19 protein-coding genes and 1 pseudogene are annotated in these 19,977 nt (G+C 39.9%); 12 read left to right on the top strand and 8 right to left on the bottom strand.

What is annotated here, in order from left to right; genetic code table 11:
- Window positions 1-303 precede the first annotated feature (303 nt).
- Window positions 304-1,107 (bottom strand): SDR family NAD(P)-dependent oxidoreductase, encoded by an 804-nt coding sequence (locus tag HCR01_RS17575; protein ID WP_193197424.1) that lies wholly within the window; start codon window positions 1,105-1,107, stop codon window positions 304-306.
- Window positions 1,108-1,491: 384 nt separating this feature from the next.
- Between HCR01_RS17575 and HCR01_RS17580 the strand changes: the two genes are divergently transcribed.
- Window positions 1,492-2,454: an XdhC family protein gene (locus HCR01_RS17580; protein ID WP_193197425.1), complete on the top strand. Its 963-nt coding sequence runs from the start codon at window positions 1,492-1,494 to the stop codon at window positions 2,452-2,454.
- A 137-nt stretch (window positions 2,455-2,591) separates the two neighbouring features.
- Here HCR01_RS17580 and HCR01_RS17585 read toward each other — a convergent pair whose 3' ends face one another.
- Window positions 2,592-2,777 (bottom strand): hypothetical protein, encoded by a 186-nt coding sequence (locus HCR01_RS17585; protein WP_193197426.1) that lies wholly within the window; start codon window positions 2,775-2,777, stop codon window positions 2,592-2,594.
- A 504-nt stretch (window positions 2,778-3,281) separates the two neighbouring features.
- Here HCR01_RS17585 and HCR01_RS17590 point away from each other — a divergent pair.
- Together HCR01_RS17590 and HCR01_RS17595 are read left to right on the top strand one after the other, a co-directional pair.
- The gene (locus tag HCR01_RS17590) at window positions 3,282-4,100 is read left to right on the top strand and encodes a carbonic anhydrase (protein ID WP_193197427.1); all 819 of its coding nucleotides are present in this window, start codon (window positions 3,282-3,284) and stop codon (window positions 4,098-4,100) included.
- Between the two features lie 7 nt (window positions 4,101-4,107).
- On the top strand, window positions 4,108-4,689 hold the full coding sequence (locus HCR01_RS17595; protein WP_320073129.1) for a nucleotidyltransferase family protein: 582 nt from the start codon (window positions 4,108-4,110) through the stop codon (window positions 4,687-4,689).
- Window positions 4,690-4,708: 19 nt separating this feature from the next.
- Here HCR01_RS17595 and HCR01_RS17600 read toward each other — a convergent pair whose 3' ends face one another.
- Window positions 4,709-5,203, bottom strand: coding sequence for an ureidoglycolate lyase (locus HCR01_RS17600; protein ID WP_193197428.1), 495 nt, complete (start codon window positions 5,201-5,203; stop codon window positions 4,709-4,711).
- 78 nt (window positions 5,204-5,281) lie between these two features.
- A complete protein-coding gene (locus HCR01_RS17605) occupies window positions 5,282-6,265 on the bottom strand; it encodes an RNA polymerase sigma factor, RpoD/SigA family (protein WP_320073132.1) in 984 nt (327 codons plus the stop codon).
- Between the two features lie 822 nt (window positions 6,266-7,087).
- On the opposite strand from HCR01_RS17605, the gene HCR01_RS17610 reads away from it, so the two are divergent.
- From HCR01_RS17610 to HCR01_RS17630, 5 genes are all read left to right on the top strand, one after another.
- A complete protein-coding gene (locus tag HCR01_RS17610) occupies window positions 7,088-7,687 on the top strand; it encodes a TetR/AcrR family transcriptional regulator (protein WP_193197430.1) in 600 nt (199 codons plus the stop codon).
- 53 nt (window positions 7,688-7,740) lie between these two features.
- Complete coding sequence (locus HCR01_RS17615) at window positions 7,741-9,030, top strand: ABC exporter membrane fusion protein (RefSeq protein WP_193197431.1); 1,290 nt, start codon at window positions 7,741-7,743, stop codon at window positions 9,028-9,030.
- Between the two features lie 76 nt (window positions 9,031-9,106).
- Window positions 9,107-9,445 (top strand): DUF2834 domain-containing protein, encoded by a 339-nt coding sequence (locus tag HCR01_RS17620; protein ID WP_193197432.1) that lies wholly within the window; start codon window positions 9,107-9,109, stop codon window positions 9,443-9,445.
- 4 nt (window positions 9,446-9,449) lie between these two features.
- Window positions 9,450-10,616, top strand: a complete 1,167-nt coding sequence (devC, locus tag HCR01_RS17625) for an ABC transporter permease DevC (RefSeq protein WP_193197433.1) — start codon at window positions 9,450-9,452, stop codon at window positions 10,614-10,616.
- Between the two features lie 47 nt (window positions 10,617-10,663).
- The gene (locus HCR01_RS17630; RefSeq protein ID WP_193197434.1) at window positions 10,664-11,416 is read left to right on the top strand and encodes a DevA family ABC transporter ATP-binding protein; all 753 of its coding nucleotides are present in this window, start codon (window positions 10,664-10,666) and stop codon (window positions 11,414-11,416) included.
- Between the two features lie 288 nt (window positions 11,417-11,704).
- Here HCR01_RS17630 and HCR01_RS17635 read toward each other — a convergent pair whose 3' ends face one another.
- Window positions 11,705-12,241, bottom strand: a complete 537-nt coding sequence (locus HCR01_RS17635) for a universal stress protein (protein WP_193197435.1) — start codon at window positions 12,239-12,241, stop codon at window positions 11,705-11,707.
- A gap of 710 nt (window positions 12,242-12,951) precedes the next feature.
- On the opposite strand from HCR01_RS17635, the pseudogene HCR01_RS17640 reads away from it, so the two are divergent.
- The 3 genes and pseudogenes from HCR01_RS17640 to HCR01_RS17650 all read left to right on the top strand — a co-directional run.
- Window positions 12,952-15,039 (top strand): annotated as a pseudogene (locus HCR01_RS17640) (response regulator); the annotation flags it as partial.
- A gap of 194 nt (window positions 15,040-15,233) precedes the next feature.
- The gene (locus tag HCR01_RS17645) at window positions 15,234-15,620 is read left to right on the top strand and encodes a response regulator (protein ID WP_193197437.1); all 387 of its coding nucleotides are present in this window, start codon (window positions 15,234-15,236) and stop codon (window positions 15,618-15,620) included.
- Window positions 15,621-15,701: 81 nt separating this feature from the next.
- On the top strand, window positions 15,702-16,013 hold the full coding sequence (locus tag HCR01_RS17650) for a chromosome segregation ATPase (protein WP_193197438.1): 312 nt from the start codon (window positions 15,702-15,704) through the stop codon (window positions 16,011-16,013).
- A gap of 117 nt (window positions 16,014-16,130) precedes the next feature.
- On the opposite strand, the gene HCR01_RS17655 is transcribed toward HCR01_RS17650, so the two are convergent.
- The gene (locus HCR01_RS17655; protein ID WP_193197439.1) at window positions 16,131-16,850 is read right to left on the bottom strand and encodes a dienelactone hydrolase family protein; all 720 of its coding nucleotides are present in this window, start codon (window positions 16,848-16,850) and stop codon (window positions 16,131-16,133) included.
- A 449-nt stretch (window positions 16,851-17,299) separates the two neighbouring features.
- Window positions 17,300-18,265: an acetamidase/formamidase family protein gene (locus HCR01_RS17660; protein WP_193197440.1), complete on the bottom strand. Its 966-nt coding sequence runs from the start codon at window positions 18,263-18,265 to the stop codon at window positions 17,300-17,302.
- A 143-nt stretch (window positions 18,266-18,408) separates the two neighbouring features.
- On the opposite strand from HCR01_RS17660, the gene HCR01_RS17665 reads away from it, so the two are divergent.
- Window positions 18,409-19,038 carry a type I restriction endonuclease gene (locus HCR01_RS17665; RefSeq protein WP_193197441.1) on the top strand — a complete coding sequence of 210 codons (630 nt, stop codon included), beginning with the start codon at window positions 18,409-18,411 and terminating at the stop codon, window positions 19,036-19,038.
- A 220-nt stretch (window positions 19,039-19,258) separates the two neighbouring features.
- Here the strand turns inward: HCR01_RS17665 and HCR01_RS17670 are convergent, their stop codons facing one another.
- Window positions 19,259-19,927, bottom strand: coding sequence for an AIM24 family protein (locus HCR01_RS17670; RefSeq protein WP_193197442.1), 669 nt, complete (start codon window positions 19,925-19,927; stop codon window positions 19,259-19,261).
- Window positions 19,928-19,977 lie beyond the last annotated feature (50 nt).

Raw genomic sequence — 19,977 nt, forward strand, 5'->3', positions numbered from 1 at the left:
GCTAAATAATTATTTATGAAATAATAAAGTTTGAAAACAGATATATCCGGTATTGCTCAAGAAATTAAAGCAATACCTTCGATAGAGTTATCAGAGTTAATTAGGGATTTATGCAAGTTGAAAAATAACTTTACATTTTTTTACTCTATTCCCTAATTGAGGAATATTCACAAGAGAGTTACTCTTAATTAAGAAAACGAACACGTTTTAAAATTACACCTTTGAAATCCTATGTGGTATGTGGAATTTAAAACATCAGCGTAACACCATGAACAGAATTTTTGGGTAGAGATTGGTTAATATTTATTGCTTATTATTTATACTTCTGACCATTTTTACCACCATTTTTCTGGGTATAAATCTGACAGCTTCAGCAAATAACTTATTTTTCAGACCAGGGATAACAACAGTTTTGTTTGACATTAAGCCACGATAGCCAATCTTAGCTACAGTTTCCGCATCCATAATTTTCTGACTAGCGACTAGCTTAGATTCTTCCATAGCAGCTCTTTGTTGAAAACCCGATGCTGTTGCTCCTGGACAGATTACGGTCACTGTAACACCTGTACCCTCTAATTCATTTGCGATCGCTTCAGAAAATGAAAGAACATAGGCTTTTGTAGCATAATAAACTGCCATCAGAGGGCCTGGTTGAAAGGCAGCCCCCGAAGAGACGTTTAATATCTTTCCATAGCCTTGCTTGACCATATCTTTGAGAAATAGCTTAGTTAAATGGCTGAGACTAACCACATTTACTTGTAGCATTTCCAGTTCTGTAGTGATATCAGTTTCGTGAAAAAATCCATAAGTACCAAATCCAGCATTATTTACCAATACATCAACTTTAATCGCTGCTTGTTGTACTTTTGTAAAAATTTCTTCCGGGGCTGTTGGTTCGGATAAATCCTTAACAATAATTTCAACTTTTACACCTGATTTGTTTGTGAGTTCCTGAGCAATTTGAGTTAACTTATCTTCACTTCTTGCAACTAACACCAAATTGTAACCATCACGAGCAAATAACTTAGCGAATTCGTACCCAATTCCACCAGATGCGCCAGTAATTAAAGCAGTTTTTTTCCTGTCTAAATGATTAATTGTATTCATCTAAAAAACTTTTGTATTTAATATTGTTGAATTGATGGTTATGTTATACCGTAAAAATGCGTTAATTGCTGCTTTGTAAAGTAAATATAAGAACATAATTTTTTTATTAAAAATTAGATAATTTTAAATATGTATTACTATAATTCAAAGTTTACTGCTATACATAACTAAATCTGGTTGAGTAGTTAAATCTTCTGCTCATATCATTCTGTTCAAAGAAAAATCAAATAGTAACTCAATATTGTTATACAAGAGTGGATAGAGCGATCGCATCCTCATAATTTTTATGATAGAAAACAGGGTAAGGTTGTTATAGTACCCTTGTGGGTAATATTGCGTTTTTTCAGAGGATATTGTATTATCGACAACTGGCAAAAAGCTTAAATGCTTAACTTCTACCAAAAACTATCAACAGCATTAAAACAAGGTGCTGTAGTTTTAGCCACTGTCACCAGTACTAAGGGTTCCGTACCCAGAGAAGTAGGCGCGAAAATGTTCATTAGCGCTGATGGAAAAACATTTGGAACAATAGGCGGTGGTGCTGGGGAAGCAAAAGTTTATCGACAGGCTTTGCAATTACTGCAAACAGGTGAAAAACAATTTGTAGAAATTGATTTATCTGGCGTAGCGCAACGAGAAACTCAAGGCGTTTGCGGAGGCACAATGCTGGTATGGTTAGAGTTATGGTCAGGCAGTGAAAGCTTAAACTTAGTCAATCAAATTATAGATATCTTAAAATCTGGGCAAGTAGGGGCAATTATCACACCGTTTAATACAGATGAAAAGCCTTATGTACTGCTAGAACCTTGCTTAATTGCCTCTCTACAAACTACCGGATTAATTGAACCTTTACTACCATCACCAACACTGTTGATTATTGGTGCGGGACATATTGCAGTTTCCTTAGCGCAGATTGCCAAGATAGCAGGTTTTCAAGTTATTGTACAGGACGATCGCCTAGACTTTGCCACAAAAGAACGGTTTCCCGAAGCGTTATTAGTGCTAGCACAACCTATTAGCTCAATTCAGGAAATATTAGAGATAAGTCCTAATTTATATGTTGCTTTAGTTACTAGAGGTTATCTGCAAGATTTAGCAGTTTTACGGCTGTTAAGTAATTATCAATTGCCATATATCGGTATGATTGGCAGCAAAAAACGAGTCAATACTGTGTATAATATACTGCAAAAGGAAGGTTGTTCGCCCGAATTCTTACATAAAATATATGCACCAATTGGTTTGGATATCGGTGCTTTAACTCCAGAGGAAATTGCAGTTAGTATCTGTGCTGAATTAATTAAAGTTCGCCGTGGTGGAACTGGAACTTCGTTATCTGAGATAATGTAAGTCTTTAAGGCATTGCTGAATTGAAGTATGAAATTTAAAAACTTAACATCTTAAACTCTTACTCTCTGCGCCTCTGTCTTGAAAAGTTGAGCCACTGCGTTGGACGGGTTCCCCGGCTTGTTCGCGCAGCGTCTCCCTTAGGAGAAGCAAGTGGCGTCTGTTCGCCGGAAGCCGGCGCTCAGACTTTCCGCTGCGTCTCTGCGTGAGATAAATTCATACCTGGATTCAGCAACGCCGTCTTTAAAAGTCAATAGCACTTTTACCTGAGTCTCTGTGAGCATGAAGTTTAAGCTTTCAGCAGGATACTCAGGGTCAAGTGGCATGCCCTACCCGCCTTGAGAATCGCCAATGGGAAATTAGATGAATGGAAGGATAAAAATACCAAATTTATTACTAATTGCAGATTGATTTCACATTAAAACTGCGACCAGAGAGGGTAGTTTGACAAGACTGCTTAAATAATACAACAACGAATTTCATCCTTTGACTAAGCCGATGGTGCAATGGCAAAAGCCGAGCAATTGAGTCAATCTGTTTATAGATATTATTAACCCATTTAGTCAAAAATTTCGGTTAATGGTATCTAATAGCTTTAAGACTGGTTTTGGCAGGGATTTGACAAGTTTTAAATGTTGGTTATCTTTGTTGGCAACAAAGTACTTAATTACTTAATGGGGTCATCCGCTTTGTCTACGAATTACCTTTGTCATAAACAACGCTCAATGGTAGAGACTAACTGTAACTTTTACGCGTCCCTGCTTTTTTAATTTGAAAATTAAATTTTTACGAAAAAATTTAAACTATTACTTATGCATTGAGGTACTCTTGTGAAAAAATTGATTAAAGGTTTGCGCGAATTCAAAAGTAGTTATTTTTCCGCAAATGAAGAACTGTTTGAACAACTTTCTCATGGTCAAAAGCCCAGAGTACTATTTATTACTTGTTCCGATTCGCGTATTGATCCAAACCTGATTACACAAGCCGGGTTAGGTGAATTGTTTGTTATCCGCAATGCAGGCAACATTATTCCACCATTTGGTGCAACTAATGGCGGTGAAGGGGCAACAATTGAATATGCTATTCAAGCATTAGATATTCAACAAATTATTATTTGTGGTCACTCGCATTGCGGTGCTATGAAAGGGTTAATGAAGTTAGACAGCTTGCGAGCAGAGATGCCGCTTGTACATGACTGGCTCAAGTATGCAGAGGCAACCCGACGATTGGTGAAAGACAATTATAGCCAGTACGAAGGGGAAGAACTTTTAGAAATAATTATTGCTGAAAATGTACTCACTCAAATCGAAAACTTACGGACTTATCCAGTGATTCACTCTAAGCTTCACCAAGGACAACTCAGTATTTATGCTTGGATTTATCAAATTGAGACAGGGGAAATTTTGGCATACGACCCACAAAAGCACGCCTATGTCTTGCCCCAAAATCAGCTTTTGCCATCGGAGATAGATGAGACATTACTTAGCCCACCTTTAACTAGCAATGGGGAAATACATTTCACTAAAACTCAACAACGGGCGTTTCAATCGTCCCAGGAACTCCCAATTTCCACACATCAATGGTTTCCAATGACAGTGCTTTCTCCAGAGCAAATGGAGCGAATTTATCGAGGCTCAACAACAAAGTAAAAATTGAGTGACACACTTTGCTATCGTTCTCGCAGCCGGTGCATCGACTCGCATGGGTACTTGTAAAACCTCACTACCTTGGGGTGAAGGGAAAACGTTATTAACTTATCAAATAGAACAGTGGTTAAATTTGGATTTTACACCTGTGGTAGTGTTGGGTTTGCATAATAGCCATAAACAAAAAGATTGCCCTCCTGGCAGTTTAACTATTATCAATCCTCATACCAATGCTGGAAAAACAACTTCCCTACTTGCTGGGTTACGACATATTCCCCCAGACTTTGAAGTATTGGCAATTTCCGCAGTTGACCAACCTAGAAAATTAGAGATTTACCAGAGATTACTGCAAGCACATATAAACAATGCAGCATTGATTACTGCACCTATGTATAAAGATAAAATGGGGCATCCATTGTTACTTGATCAGAAGATGCGATCGCACTTACAAAATATCCGTGAAGAAACCTTCGGTTTACGCCAAGTTATCAAAGAATTTTATCCACTGATTCACAAAGTGGAATTTGATCATCCAGCAGTACTTATAGATATTAACACCCCAGAAGTATACGAACAACTACGTAATTTTTAGGTAATTTTTTAAAGAATACCTACACCATCTCAAACTCTAATTGATGACTTTTGAGAAAATCGTGAGTGAAATGATCCACTACATTCGTATCACTCAATTCCAAATTATAAAAATCTACAGCCTCATGCTCAAAATAGGGCCCAGCGTGCCAAGTACCCTCATTTAACTTAATAAAACAATTCCCTGGAATGCGGAAAGCTGCAATATCTTCTAACACTGGTTCATCTAAATTATTATTAGGAGGACAAACTGCAATGAACCAATCCTTTCCTTCTAAAGAACCTAGACATTGAGTACATTGTACATGGCGAGTAATTTTGTGAAACTTCCGCCCTCTGCCTTGCAACCGCATAATATAAAAGCGGGGAATGCCATTTTGTAGGTTTAAGTTGGCATCTTCCGCATCGTAAGCCTTGCAATCTTGACTAGCAGAAATTACCTGTCCATAACGCCGAAAATTTTCCGGCGTTACCCATTCTGCCTGCAATTGTTGCACTGTCTGTAATGTACTCATATCAAACATTTTTTGAAATTACTGAGGTTTTTCCCCTACAATAACTAAACTTTATACTAAGTTCTGATACGTATATCCTTAGACAGCCAAATAGCTACGCACTTGATCTTTTTGTCGTCTTAACAAAGTTAGAGCTTTTTGCTCTATCTGGCGTACCCGTTCTCGACTAATACCCATGCGATCGCCAATTTGTGCTAAAGAAAGTTCATATCCATCAGCAAGGCCAAAACGCAAGGTTAATATTTCTCTCTGCTGGGGAGTCAGCTTTGCCAATAAGTCTTGTAAGTCTTGGTGGAGGGATTCCTCAACAGCGTAGTCTTCGGGAGAAAGTCCGTCATCTTCCAGAATGTCTTGCAATTCTGTATCTTGTTGTTCTCCAACTCGCGCCTCTAGGGAGAAGGGTTGACGGGTAAGATACCAACACTCTCGAATTTGGCTTGGTGTCAGCGATAATGAGTTGGCAATTTCAGTAGTCGTAGGAACGCGCCCCAGTTGTTGAGATAATTCGCGTTGTACACGCTTAATTTTGTTTAGTTTCTCAAAGATGTGAATGGGTAAGCGGATTGTACGGCCTTGCTGGGCGATCGCTCTTGTAATTCCTTGGCGAATCCACCAATAGGCATAGGTAGAAAACTTATATCCCAGAGTCGGATCAAATTTATCTACGCCGCGCTCTAAGCCCAAAGTTCCCTCTTGAATTAAATCCATAAACTCTAGGTTTCGTTGCTGGTATTTCTTAGCAACTGCTACTACCAACCGCAGATTTGCCTGAATCATTCTCTGCTTGGCTTGGTGTCCTTGACTTAGCTGCTGCTCCAGTACTTCAATACTTAAATTCACCTGCTCAGCCCATTCTTGTGATGTCGGTTGGCGGTTTAATTTCACAGCTAATTCTTCTTGAGCAGCTAGTAAATTCATCATTTGCTGCACTTGTTGAGCAAAAACAATTTCTTGTTCACGAGTCAACAAATTTACTCGCCCAATTTGTTGTAGATAAGCACGTACGATATCATCTGTAGCCCGACGAGGTTTTTTATCTATAGCTAGATTTTTTTTCTGCATATTGTCAACTTCAGCATGTGCAGATATTGAGTTACTCATGGTTATTTCCTCCTCTATAACCTCGTTAATTTTCTATTTTTTAAGTATGGATATCCAGACTCATAGCCTTTTCATACACTTTATCAATACATTAGTGAGACTAAGCAACTCTATTGTATAACACTTTCTGAGTTAAAATTTGACGGTAATCAACCCCTTGTAGGATATGCAAGCTTATCACTGACGACAAACTAATTAGCAAAAATATTATCAGCATATATTTTGTATAAGGTACTCTTACTCATGGCTGATTTTTATAAACTTGTAAATATAAGTATTGCCTATTCAGTTCATCAATGCGGTTGAGCGATAAGAAGCAAGAACTTTCCTGGTCAATGATGTGATTACAGGGAACAAATATCCAATAGCGACTGTCATAGCTTTTATTTTGATATCCTATTACCAAATAAGAGTTAGCACGGGCAATAAACAAGCTATTTATTATCTGGTTTAACTGCCATCCATATAATTCTCATTTAAAAATAAGTCATTAATATAAACAAGTCTCTTAGATGATCATTGGATAATTCAATCACACGTTTAATAAAAGCATTATTTATAGTAAGACAAAAAGTATGGCTACTTTACTTCGTATCTGTTACAGGCGATCGCCAATAGCTATACTCGTTCTGTAACAGTAATAAATATTACATTAATTTTAAAAATAGGTTTAACCATAATCTATGTTCAATTTAAATCAATCAGTTATGCTTTGACAAATCAGTAGCAGAGAGGTTAATCTTATAAATAACGAGCGTTCGATATAAATAAACCTAATCAATCATGCCTAAAATTGTTGACCATGAGCTATACCGTAAAGAACTGCTCGCCAAGTGTTTTGACTTATTTGCTCAAAAAGGCTATAGTTCCATCACCATGCGCCAAATTGCTCAAGAGTTAGGAGTTTCTACTGGTACGCTGTACCACTATTTTCCTCGCAAACAAACTTTATTTGAGCAATTAGTCGAAGAGATTAATCAGCAAGAGATGCTCATGGCAATGGCTGAGTTGGAGGGAATACAAACACTCCAAGAAAAACTAGAAGCCGTGGGAAGATATCTTTCAAAAAACGAAGATTACTTCATTAAATTAACTTATATATTGGTTGATTTTCGTCAGCATCAAGACTCTAAGGAAACGTGGGGCAATGGAGTATTTAAGCGAGTTGATGATCAATCTCGGCAAGCGCTCAAAGATATTTTGGGTATCCAAGATCCGGCGCTTGCTTCCTTTATATTGAGTCTAATTGATGGCTTAATTCTCGAACGGTTATGGGGTAATGAAAATATTGATTTTTATGAACAATGTGCATTGTTGGGTAAAATACTGACTGCATATTTGTCTAACAAAGAAATTAATTGTCAATCATCATCAGGGCGCTAGCAATTATTGGTTGATACGAATGATATTCATACACTTTAGAATAATCTAAAAAAATGAATCAAAAACTGGTATTTAAAGCTCCCAAAAAAGGTTTAATTGCATTAGTAATTACTGCTATTACTATTACAGGTGGAATTGTTGTTTATGGAATTTCTCAGTTTGGCAAACTTGGTCAAACTGCCTCATCTGAATCTGGACAAACCACGCCTGCTAAACCGAAAGTGTCAGCATTAGGACGAATAGAACCAGAAACAGAAGTAATTAGCTTATTTGCACCCATAGCTTTAGATGGCGATCGCATTGCCCAAATCCTAGTTAAAGAAGGCGAACGCGTTCAAACCGGACAGATTGTGACAATTTTAGACGCACGCGATCGCTTGCAAACTGCGGTACTACAGGCTGAAAAACAAGTTAGAGTTGCCCAAGCTAAACTCGCTCAAGTCAAAGCTGGCGCAAAAACTGGAGAAATTCAGGCACAGCAGGCAAGCGTTGAACGCTTACAAGCCCAGTCCCAAGGAGACAAATCAGCTCAACAAGAAGCGATCGCCCGCATAGAGGCGCAATGGCAGGGAGATAGAATAGCCCAAGAGGCAACAATTAAGAAGCTTTCGGCAGAATTAAACAATGCCCAAGCCGAATATCAGCGTTATCAGCAACTATATACAGAAGGCGCAATTTCTAATTCTTTATATGACAACAAAGGCTTGAGCGTGGAAACTGCTAAACAGCAGCTAGACGAAGCCAAAGCAGTACTCAACCGCATTAACACCACAGCCAGCAAAGAACTCGCCGAAGCTAAAGCAGCGCTCACTCGTACTAACGCCACAGGAAACAAGCAAGTTAGTGAAGCCAAAGCTACACTCACCAGTATTGCAGAAGTCCGAACTGTGGATGTAGCAGCGGCACAGAGTGAAGTTGAGAATGCGATCGCCACCCTGAAACATGCCCAAACCGAGTTAGCAGGAGCTTATATTAAAGCACCGATAGCGGGGCAGATAATCAAAATTCATACACGAGCCGGAGAAAAAATTAGTACTGCTGGGATTGCAGACTTGGCGCAAACAGATCAAATGGTTGCAGTAGCAGAAGTTTATCAAACCGACATCGGTAAAGTGAAACTAGGACAACAGGCAACCATTAGCAGTCAAGCATTTGTCGGCGAACTGCGAGGAACCGTTGCCCAAATTGGCTTGCAGGTAAACCGCCAAAACGTTTTCAGCAACCAGCCTGGGGAGAACCTTGATAGCCGAGTAGTTGAGGTCAAAATTCGCATCAACCCCGAAGACAGTAAGCGAGTTGCTGGCTTCACCAACTTACAAGTGCAGACAGCGATTGAATTATAGAATTGTGTTCCAAACGTTGGATACACCATAATATGAACTCGTATATTCCAGCATCTTTTATAAAGTGAATTAAATCATGATTCAAGTCATATACTTTCTACTTTGTATACTTGGCTTTGTTCTACCTTACTCTCAGTTGATTCCCTTTACCTTAGAGCATGGTTTTGATATAAAGCTGTTTTTTGAACAACTATTTGCTAATAAAATTTCTGGTTTTTTTGGCATGGATGTTATTGTTTCATCGCTAACCTTATGGGCATTTTTCTTTTGGGAGGGAACACGTCTTAAAATGCAAAATCTTTGGGTTTACGTTGCTTGTAATCTTTTGGTTGGTGTTTCCCTAAGTCTTCCTTTATTTCTATTAATGCGACAGCGCCAGCTTGAACAACATGACAAGATAATTCATAATTTATAATTATATGTTGTCCAAATTGTTTCGCAAAACGCCGCTAGCATGGCGGCAGTTAATGAAAGAAAAAACGCGTCTGGTAGTTGCAGTTGCAGGTATTACCTTTGCTGATATGCTGATGTTCATTCAGTTGGGTTTTGAAAGTGCGCTTTTTGATGCAGCCATACAACCTCATCGCAATTTAGAAGCAGATTTGGTTTTGATTAATCCCCAATTTCAAACCCTGTTTTCGGTAAAAAGCTTTTCTAGAGAGCGACTATATCAAACATTGGGTTACGACGGTGTTCAGTCGGTAAATTCAGTTTATATCAACACTGGACAATGGCGAAATCCTGAAACGCGTCTTGATCGCGCCATCTTAGTGTGGGGTATTGATCCGGCAAAATCTGCGTTTAAATTTCCCGAAATCCAACAAAATCAAGATCATCTCAAGCAGTTGTATCAAGTTTTGTTTGATCAGGCGGGACGTCCAGAGTATGGGGCGGTTGGAGATATCTTTAAAAAAACAGGCAACTTTAAAACTGAACTGAATAACAAAGCCGTTAGCGTTAAAGGTGTGTTTAGTAATGGTGCTTCCTTTGCCGCTGATGGCAACGTGATCACCAGTGACTCTACCTTTTTACAACTATTTCCAGACCGTAAACCTGATCAAATCGAAGTTGGGTTGATTGACCTTAAACCAGGAGTCGATCCCGAAAAAGTGCGATCGCAACTTGCCGCAGGGTTACCCAACGATGTCAAAGTTTTAACTCCAGAAGGGTTTGCCGAAACTGAAAAAAATTATTGGGCCACCGGGACTGGTATTGGTTTCATTTTTGGTTTGGGTGTAGGTGTCGGGTTCATTGTCGGCATCGTCATTGTCTACCAGATTCTTTACTCTGATGTTTCTGAACACATGCCAGAATACGCCACCCTCAAAGCAATGGGTTATAGCGATCGCTATCTTTTAGGAGTCCTATTTCAAGAGGCATTAGTCTTAGCCGTGTTGGGTTATATCCCTGCATTCTTCCTTTCTTTTGGGCTATATCAGATCACCTACGCTGCTACACTGCTTCCCCTAACCATGAAATTGGAACGAGCGATCGCTGTTTTGATTCTGACCATTGTAATGTGTAGTTTTTCTGGAGCGATCGCCATGCGAAAACTACGAGCCGCTGACCCCGCTGATGTTTTTTAGTTTCCTTCAAAATCTCAACTCTGCGAAATTCACACTATAAAAATCTTATGTTCCAAGAATCTGTATCAGTAACTTCTAATTCAAGACTCTCGGTTTTAGAACCAGTAATTACTGTTAGTAACCTTAACCATTACTTTGGTGGGGGTACACTTCGTAAACAAGTATTATTTAACATTAATTTGGAGATTAACGCTGGGGAAATTGTCATCATGACTGGCCCCTCTGGTTCGGGAAAAACTACCTTATTGACTCTAATGGGCGGACTGCGTTCTGCTCAAGAAGGTAGCCTGAAAATTTTGGGACAGGAAATCTGTGGTGCTAAAAAACAGCAGTTGACTTACCTACGTCGCCAGATTGGCTATATTTTTCAGGCGCATAATTTGATGACTTTTTTAACAGCTAAAGAAAATGTGCGAATGTCAATAGAGTTGCATGACGAATTTCTGAATCAGGATATTAACGCCAAAGCGATCGCTATACTGGAAGCTGTCGGTTTGGCAGATCATGTAAATTACTACCCAGAAAATCTATCAGGGGGGCAAAAACAACGGGTGGCGATCGCACGTGCTTTAGTCAGCCATCCTAAAATTGTTTTGGCAGATGAACCCACTGCTGCACTCGACAAAAAATCTGGGCGCGATGTCGTTGAATTGATGCAGAAGCTAGCTAAAGAACAAGATTGTACAATTTTGCTGGTTACTCATGACAACCGCATCCTTGATATTGCTGATCGCATCATTTATATGGAAGATGGTCAGCTGAAGACCGATAGCGTAGATATTGCGACAACAAGTAAATAAATCAAGATTGTCACCCGATTTTGGATTTTGGATTTGCGATAGCGTAGCGTCATTTATATTTCAATACAGTTCAGTTAAGCGTTTTTTCCTTCTCTCTTGAAGTTCTCAGCGGCGCAAGCCGCCGCAGCGAGCTACATACTTTTCATTGCGCCTCTGCGGTAGCCTGTCTTGAAACAATGTATTTTCTCACCCACTTACGAAATGGCTTTTAGATAGCTGTATTTTAGCAAATCGATGAGAATTTCCTGATAAATTACTGAATAGTGCCAACAGAACTCAAGACTATATTTAGTTAGCACTTACAGGGTTTGTAGTCGCGTCTAAAACTCCATCTGCTTTAGTGGTAACTGGAAGATGCACAATATGCACTGAACAAGAAGCATGGTGAAGAACGTAGTTACTTACGCTACCGAGAAATAATTCTGTCAGCCCCGAACGACCCCGACGCCCCATGACAATTAAGTCAGCGCCCCAACTACGAGCTAAATTACAAATGATCCGTCCAGGATGACCAAGGTTTTGTGTAAATTCCGTAGTAATACCTGCGGTGTTGGCTTGGGCACAGAAAAATTGCAACATCTGGATACCTTCATTTTTAAAAGTATCCCACTGCTTTTGATATAACTCAAAACTTTGACTATTCAATCCCGGATAGTAATCAAAATTAGAGAACATGGGTACATAAGGACTGCCCTCTGCTTCTGGGGACAGGACATGCAGTAGCATTAAGTTAGCTTGTGTTAACTTTGCTAAAGCCAATGCTTGTTCAAAAACCTGTTGCCCTATTTCCGAGCGATCTAATGCAACTAGAATCTTTTTAATCATATAGACCTCCGGTGTCATTAGTGATTGGTCTTTAAGGTTTCTGGTTTTTATAGCAATCCTACATGAGTTGTAAGATTTTTCGTGTATTCCTCCAGGGAAGCTAGGCATAGCATTAACTACCAAAGAAGGCTGTCATTTGTCATAAACCGCAAATTATCTAAGACTGCTATAGTAGCCAAGTAAGCATTCTGACTCTTGACTAGTGATTCCTTTGTTGTTGTATCTCCTGGATCACAGAATCGCTATAAAATTCCACTAATAATTACTTTGGATGAGCTAGTAAGCTTTTTTGTCCTACAGTTATGTTTATAGGGAAACAATTTGAGGAACTTGTGAGGAAAGCCAAGAATTATTTACTGAGATACCTAATGGTAAAATTTATTTCTTTTCTAAGACTGAATTTAGATGATTAAAAAATGCGATCGCAAAGCGTGTCTGAGACAATCGCCACAGTGTTTTTGTCATCAACTTGCCAACTAGCTAGCAACTTTATACAAGCTTATACTTCTAATTAGGACACATGTACATATCAACTCCCACTTAAATACAACATTACAGTAATAAATGTTGACATTTATTAAAAATATTCACCTTAAAGATATATCTTCTTGAAAATGCTTTAAAACATAGTATTGATATTAATTTGGTTGGTAATTAAAATTTATTGCTTGTTATTTATTGTATGTGTTAACCGCTGGAAAGCTTTTGATATGAAGATTTTAGTTGTAGAAGATGACGAGTTAAATGCTCATGTGCTGACCACGGTTCTCGCTAACCAAAACTATGTTGTTGAAGTGGCAACTGATGGTGATGTTGCTTGGGATTTGATCCAAACTTACGATTATGATTTAATACTGTTGGATATAATACTGCCTAAGCTAGATGGTATTAGTCTTTGTCGGCAAATCCGATCTGGTGGTCTGCAAGTACCAATCCTATTACTAACAGGGCGCGATAGTGGTCATGAAAAGGCAATTGGACTAGATGCAGGCGCAGATGACTATGTAGTTAAACCCTTTGACGAAGAGGAGTTAGTTGCTCGTGTACGGGCGCTATTGCGTCGCGGAGGCAGCACTTCACAACCTGTGCTGGAGTGGTGCGGGTTAAGGCTAGACCCTAGTAGCTGTGAAGTTACTTACGCTAGCAATCTGCTGTCACTTACACCAAAAGAATATGCTCTGTTGGAACTATTTTTGCGAAATAGTCGCCGGGTGTTTAGCTGCGGCATGATTTTAGAACATCTTTGGTCTTATGATGACACTCCTACAGAAGAAGCCGTTCGCACCCATATCAAAGGATTAAGACACAAACTAAAAGCTGTCGGAGTGTCCAGTGATTTGATTGAAACAGTTTACGGAATTGGTTATCGCCTGAAACCACTGGAAGGGGAGGGGGAGAAGGGGAGAAAAATCTCTCATGCCACTAGAATGCATAGATATCCAGAAGAGGATTTGTCCAAGCAGCAGCAAACACTAACAGCTGTTGCAGGGGTTTGGCAACAATTTAAAGGGCGGGTGGATGAGCAAGTGAGTGTGATAGAGCAAGCCGTTGCAGCTTTGAAGCCCGAATCGCCACTTGTTCGAGGCGATCGCAATTTGCTCTTGGAAGCAGTCCAAGAGGCGCATACTTTAGCAGGATCTTTAGGCACTTTTGGCTTTACTCTTGGCTCAAAACTGGCACGTCAAATTGAGCGTCTGCTCAATTCTCAGCAAACCTTGAGTGTATCTGAGATAACTAACCTTGAATGTTGGGTGAAGTTATTGCGTCAGGAAATTGAGGGCGACAACGAAGTTGCAGTGATATCTGCATTGTCAAGCGGCGCTAAACTGCCTTTGGTTTCGGTGGTTAAGAATGATTGCATAACTTACAGTATGCAAGTCATCGAACTAGAGAATCGCTGGCGAACTATCTTTGATGCTGAGCCAGAATGCGTCAAAGTGATTGCCGCCGATGGCACTTTGTTGGAAATTAACCCAGCAGGTATTTTAATGCTGGAAGTAGACAATAACGCAGCGCTGATTGGTAAGTCTGTTTATGATTTAATTGCTCCAGAATATCAAGAGGCATTTCGCCAACTCAATGAAAGTATCTGTCAGGGTAACAAAGGGATTTTACAGTTCGAGATGATTAGCTGTCGGGGTAATCGTCGCTGGGTGGAAACTCATGCAGTGCCTCTGTGTTATGACGATGGCAAAGTAGTGCAGCTAGCAATTACACGAGATATTACGCTACACAAACAGGCTGAAGCCAAAATTCGGCGGTTAAATCGAAAGCTGCAAACTTTGAGTAGTTGCAATCAAGTACTCTTTCGTGCCAAAGACGAGTTCGATTTATTACAGCAAATTTGCCAAATTCTTGTAAAAATCGGCGGCTATAGGCTGGCGTGGGTAGGTTTTGCTGAAGAGGATATAGCGAAAAGTATCCGCCCGGTGTCTCAAGCAGGCTATGAAGACGGATATTTGCAATCTTTGAATCTCACTTGGGCAAACACCAGTCATGAACAAAGTCCAATGGGGATTGCCATTCGCACAGGTCAAACTTGTATTGTCCAAAATATTTTAACTGATCACAATTATCAGATTTGGCAGTCTCATACTATTAACCGAGGTTATGCTTCAGCGATCGCGTTACCGTTAATTATCAACAGTCAAACTTTTGCCGCATTGAATATTTACACTGCCGAACCAAACGCCTTCGATGCTGATGAAGTCAAAGTGCTACAAGCATTAGCAGCAGATTTAGCTTATGGCATTGTAACATTGCGAAATCAGCGCGATCGCCAATTAGCAAAAACCGCAGAGTTAATTACCGTCAATCGACAGTTGCAGTTAGAACTTGATGAGCATCACCAGACACACAAAGAGCTAAGCTTATCTCAAGCTAGATTTGCACGAATTTTGGATATTGCTGATGATGCAATTATTTCTATTGGACATGATTTGTATGGAACCACTTCAACAAATTACTCGCAACCAACAATAGAGTAGCAACAATGACAACAAAGCGAATTCTAGTGGTTGATAACGAGCAGTCTATTCAAGAAGTTGCCCGGATTTGCTTGGAAACTATCGCCGACTGGCAAGTGTTGACGGCAAGTTCTGGGAAAGAGGCCATAAAAAAAGCTGAGGATTGGCAACCAGATGTGATTCTGCTAGATGTGATGATGCCAGACATGAACGGTATTGCAGTCTTTGAGAAGCTACAAACAAATCTGGCAACAAAAGCTATTCCAGTCATTTTGTTAACCGCGAACATACAGACTTGTGACCGTCGCCGCTATGCCGAGATTGGAATGAAAGCAGCGATCGCTAAACCGTTTAATCCGCTAGAATTAGCCAATCAAGTAGCAGTAGCGCTGGGCTGGAATCTGGAACAGTAGTTACAAAAATATTTATCTAAACTATTACTTAGTAAGTTATATTCCTTATTGCTAAAACTTTACCTAATATCATCGCAAATTATGCTACCTGTACAACCTTTAGAGTCGTCATTACCACCTGTTAATGGTAATTGGTACTTACTCAGCGTTCGAGCCAAAAAACGTGAATTATTTCTAAAATATTTAAAAATCGCAATTACTCAAAATCATCTACAAGAGGTAATTATCGATATTAAGACTCCACAAGAGTCAGTTTACGAAGATATCATTTTGCTGAATTTAAGTCACTTTAAAACAGCATGTACTCACATACAAAAGATTGAGTACTTCCAGAGTATTGAACGCAAACCCTTACAGTTAGAACAAGTCAGCCGAATGATGGGAAGTCTTTGATTGTTGTGCTAGAAGCCGGAACGCATGACCTCGAACATTTGATCAAAGACAGTGATACTTACTCTGCGTTGCTAACACAAGTCTCTAAACAGATTATCAAAAATAAATTTCAAACCATTAATTTAGAGACATTGCATGTAGATGCGGTTCCTGCCATTCAAATGATGTCAGATAGTAATTAAACCATTGATTCGCCAGCCGTCCTACTTCCTCCAGAGCGCCAGGTTCTCCAAACTGATGAGTTGCCCCAGGAATCATTTCTAGTTGCTTGTTTTGGGCCGAAATTTGTGCCAGCGCATCCTCATTCATTGCGATTATTGGGAAGTCGTAGCTGCCGACAAGGAGCAATGTGGGAGCTTGCACCTGAGATAGTACAACGCCCGTTAAGTCAAGTTGACCGCTGCGGCAAACTATAGCCCTAACAGATATTGGGCGTGCTGCTGCTGCTAGAAACGCCGCACCACTGCCTCTGTTTGCACCAAAATAGCCGATTTTGAGATGGTGGGTTATCGGGTTTTCAAACAGCCAGTCTGTAATAGCAACTAACCTGGTGGCGAGAAAAGCAATGTTATTACGGAAATGCTTGGTTCGCTCGTCAATTGCTTCCTCTTCTCTTGTTAGCAAGTCAATCAATATAGTTGCTAATCGCCCTTCCTGACGCAGCACATGAGCAAGATAGTGGTTACGGGTACTGTATCGGCTGCTACTACCGCTATGAGCAAATAAAACAATTCCCTCAGCATTTTCAGGTACAACCAATTCTCCGTTTAGCCTGATAGTTCCTAGCTCAACTATCACTATTTGTTCTTCAACATTCCATGATGACTTTTTATTCATTGGTCTACATTTGTAATTCGTAATTGAGGTAGATAGCGTTTCCTAATCTGCTAAGGTAAGAATTTATTTGTTTAGTTCTGAAGAAAAATTTTATGAGTTTGTAATGGTTTACTACTGTTGCCTGGGACGATTCCCTAAAATGAGATGCTCCCACTTTCTATTTGCTTTAAAAAAGTTAATCAAAATGCTTTTTAGCTTTTAACATTTTCTCTAACTTTTCCTTCTACCTTTATAGTAGATCTATCTCACCGATTGATTCAAGTTTCTTGTCAAAGAGTCAGAAGTAGAAACGCGATTATACTTTTATGATAAGTTGCTCTTTGAGCGTCTAAGCATCTGTAAAGGAGTCAGTATTAATGTATTTTGCTACCTCATCTCCTCCACTCTCACTCTCACACTTCTTTGCTCTCCCAACTTCTTCGATTCCGTTGTATTAGCTAAATTACAACTTATAAATTTATTGACTTTGAGAAAATTGATTTGGGTAGCATCCCATGCACACCTTTTTGTGGACTGTTCACAACTTGAGTGATCCGAAAATTCACAGCTAAACTACATAATACATAAGCATCTTCTGGCGACAAATTTGTGAAGCGTTTTAGAAAATCAATCATATTGTTCAAAGCCAATTCTAAAGCTTCATCTAAGGTTTGACCGAACCCCATTGTGATGATGTCGGTTGGAGTTTCTGCGATTGGCGTTGTCAGTTGCATATCCTTGCGAAGCATGAGTGTTATTCTTCCGTTCATAGAGGTTTCAATGGCGGTAATATTTACTTCGCCGTCTCCCTGTGCTGAATGACCATCACCAATCGAAAACAACGCACCTGGGACGAAAACAGGTAAAAATAATCGGGAACCTGCTTGCAGTTCGCGGTTATCAATATTACCACCGTAAGCACCTGGCGGAACGGAAGTTCTGGACGTTTCTGGGGTAGCGACACCAAGAATGCCAAAAAAGGGTTTGAGGGGAATTTTTATGCCAGCACCCGCAGGAAATTCAGCGATGTTGTTGGCTAAATCGAGGGAAATAAATCTCAAGGCTGGTTGATTGAACTGGTGTGGTAAGGCTCCCCAACCTGGACGAATCGCATTAAAACCCATTGGTAAACGAGGTGCGATCGCTTCTAATCTTACTTCCAAAACATCCCCCGGTTCTGCATCCTGCACATAAATTGGCCCTGTGAGTAAGTGCGGCCCCCCAGCAACTTTGCGTTCTGGTGCAAGATTTTGGCAGATATCGAGAAATTCTGGTGTGAGAAACTCTGGTGGTGCTTTGTCGTAAATGTAATAACCAGTGTAAGTTTCTACGTCAACTGTGTCGCCAGAATTCACAGTGAGTACTGGTTCTAGCAAATGGGAGAAACCACCCAGATGCACAGTTTTCGTGGTGGCTTTTAAAATATGATCAGTCATCGCTGCTGCTCTGGTTGGTCAGTATCCTTGCTTAAGATATCCGAATATATTCTTTTTTTGTATACTACTTTCTCCGCAAACGCGCTAATTGGCGATAATAGAGATGCTGAGCATGTAGTAAAGCAACTGATTACCTACAAGTAATGACACAGACGGCAGCAATTACTACTTTATTGGATGCAGAAAATCGATTCGGTTTTGTCCGCGTTGAGTCCGAGCAGTTTTTTCCAGAGTGGTATGAGGGATTACCTGAAATTACGGAAGTGGAAAAAGCTTCTGTGGATATCCTGCGGCGCAGGTATCTCTATCACCGGACTGGAGGTCATTTACTAGAAGGAACAGTCATGTTGTTGCTGGTGTCGCCAATTCTTGCACTCTCCGGGTTTTACGATCCTCCTTTCAGGATTAAAGCCGAATCCTCTGTAGAATTAGTGCTAAATGATGGCGAGGAGATACTGCGCGGACGAATTGACGTTTTAGTGCTACAAGAACAGTTCTGGGTCATGGTTTTGGAGTCAAAGAAAACCACGCTTTCGGTTTGGTCGGCCGTACCGCAAGCTCTAGCTTATCTGATGGCTAATCCTAACCCCAATCAACCTGTGTTTGGTATGGTGACGAATGGGGACGATATTTTATTTGTGAAAGTAACGCAGACAAATACCTCACAGTACGACCTATCAAGAGTCTTCGCTCCGTTTGCATCTGCGAGAGAATTGTACGGCGTTTTGCAAATTCTCAAGCGTATTAGTCAGGTAATTTCTGGAGTGTCTTGAAGAAGACACAGAGAAGGACGCTAATAACGCAAAGAGATGTTAAGGCATAACAAATCCCTTTTGTTAGAAGCTCACGCTAAATTAATTAGACTTCTTGCAAAAGTCGATTTTCTGAAGATTAAACCACAGATGGACAACGATAAATTATCTGTGTTCATCAGTGTTTATCTGTGGTTCTAATAAAAAACTAGGATTTTTGCAAGATATCTATTGATGATTTCTAGCTAGAAGTTTTGGGAATTGCTGCTGTAATTTGACGCAACAACATCACTTGCCAATAAGGAACAGGTGCTAGTAAGACAGTACCAGTTCCCTCGAAAGTGTTGACTAAAAACTCGCCAGAAGTCATAGAACCGAAGAAAGATTTAGTGGCTTTTTCTACACGATAATTTAAAGTAGTTGTGCGGGCGATCGCAAAGTTGCCATCAACTACTAATCGGTCATTTTGTAAATGCACAACTTCTACAGGCCCTTGCGCTACCATAGCCACTTTACCTCTACCTTTGACTTTGGTTTGAAATAAACCTTCGCCACCGATTAACCCAGATATTAATTTATTCCGCTCAATTCCTACTTCCACACTGCCATCACTTGCCCAATAAGCGCCACTATCCAAGATCCATTCACTGCCATCTAATTCTAGGATGTGAAATCCAGACAAAGAAGGTTCCAAATACAATTCACCGCTTCCTGTATAAGTGGGGCGAAAAATGTTTTCACCTGTGGCTAGAGATTTCAAAAATCCACCCGCAGAGGGCGGTTTAGATTGCATGGTAATGTTGCCACGTATATAGTACATAGCACCAGATTCAGTACGTACCGTTTCGTTTTGCAAACTTACCTTGACTAAACGCAACCCTTCTTGTTCGATAACTTCAAAATTTGCCATTAGTTTCCTGTTGTTTGTACAAGAATATGTGCGCCAATTAATAGGCATTC

Source organism: Nostoc sp. MG11, from assembly GCF_014904695.1.
GTDB lineage: Bacteria > Cyanobacteriota > Cyanobacteriia > Cyanobacteriales > Nostocaceae > Komarekiella.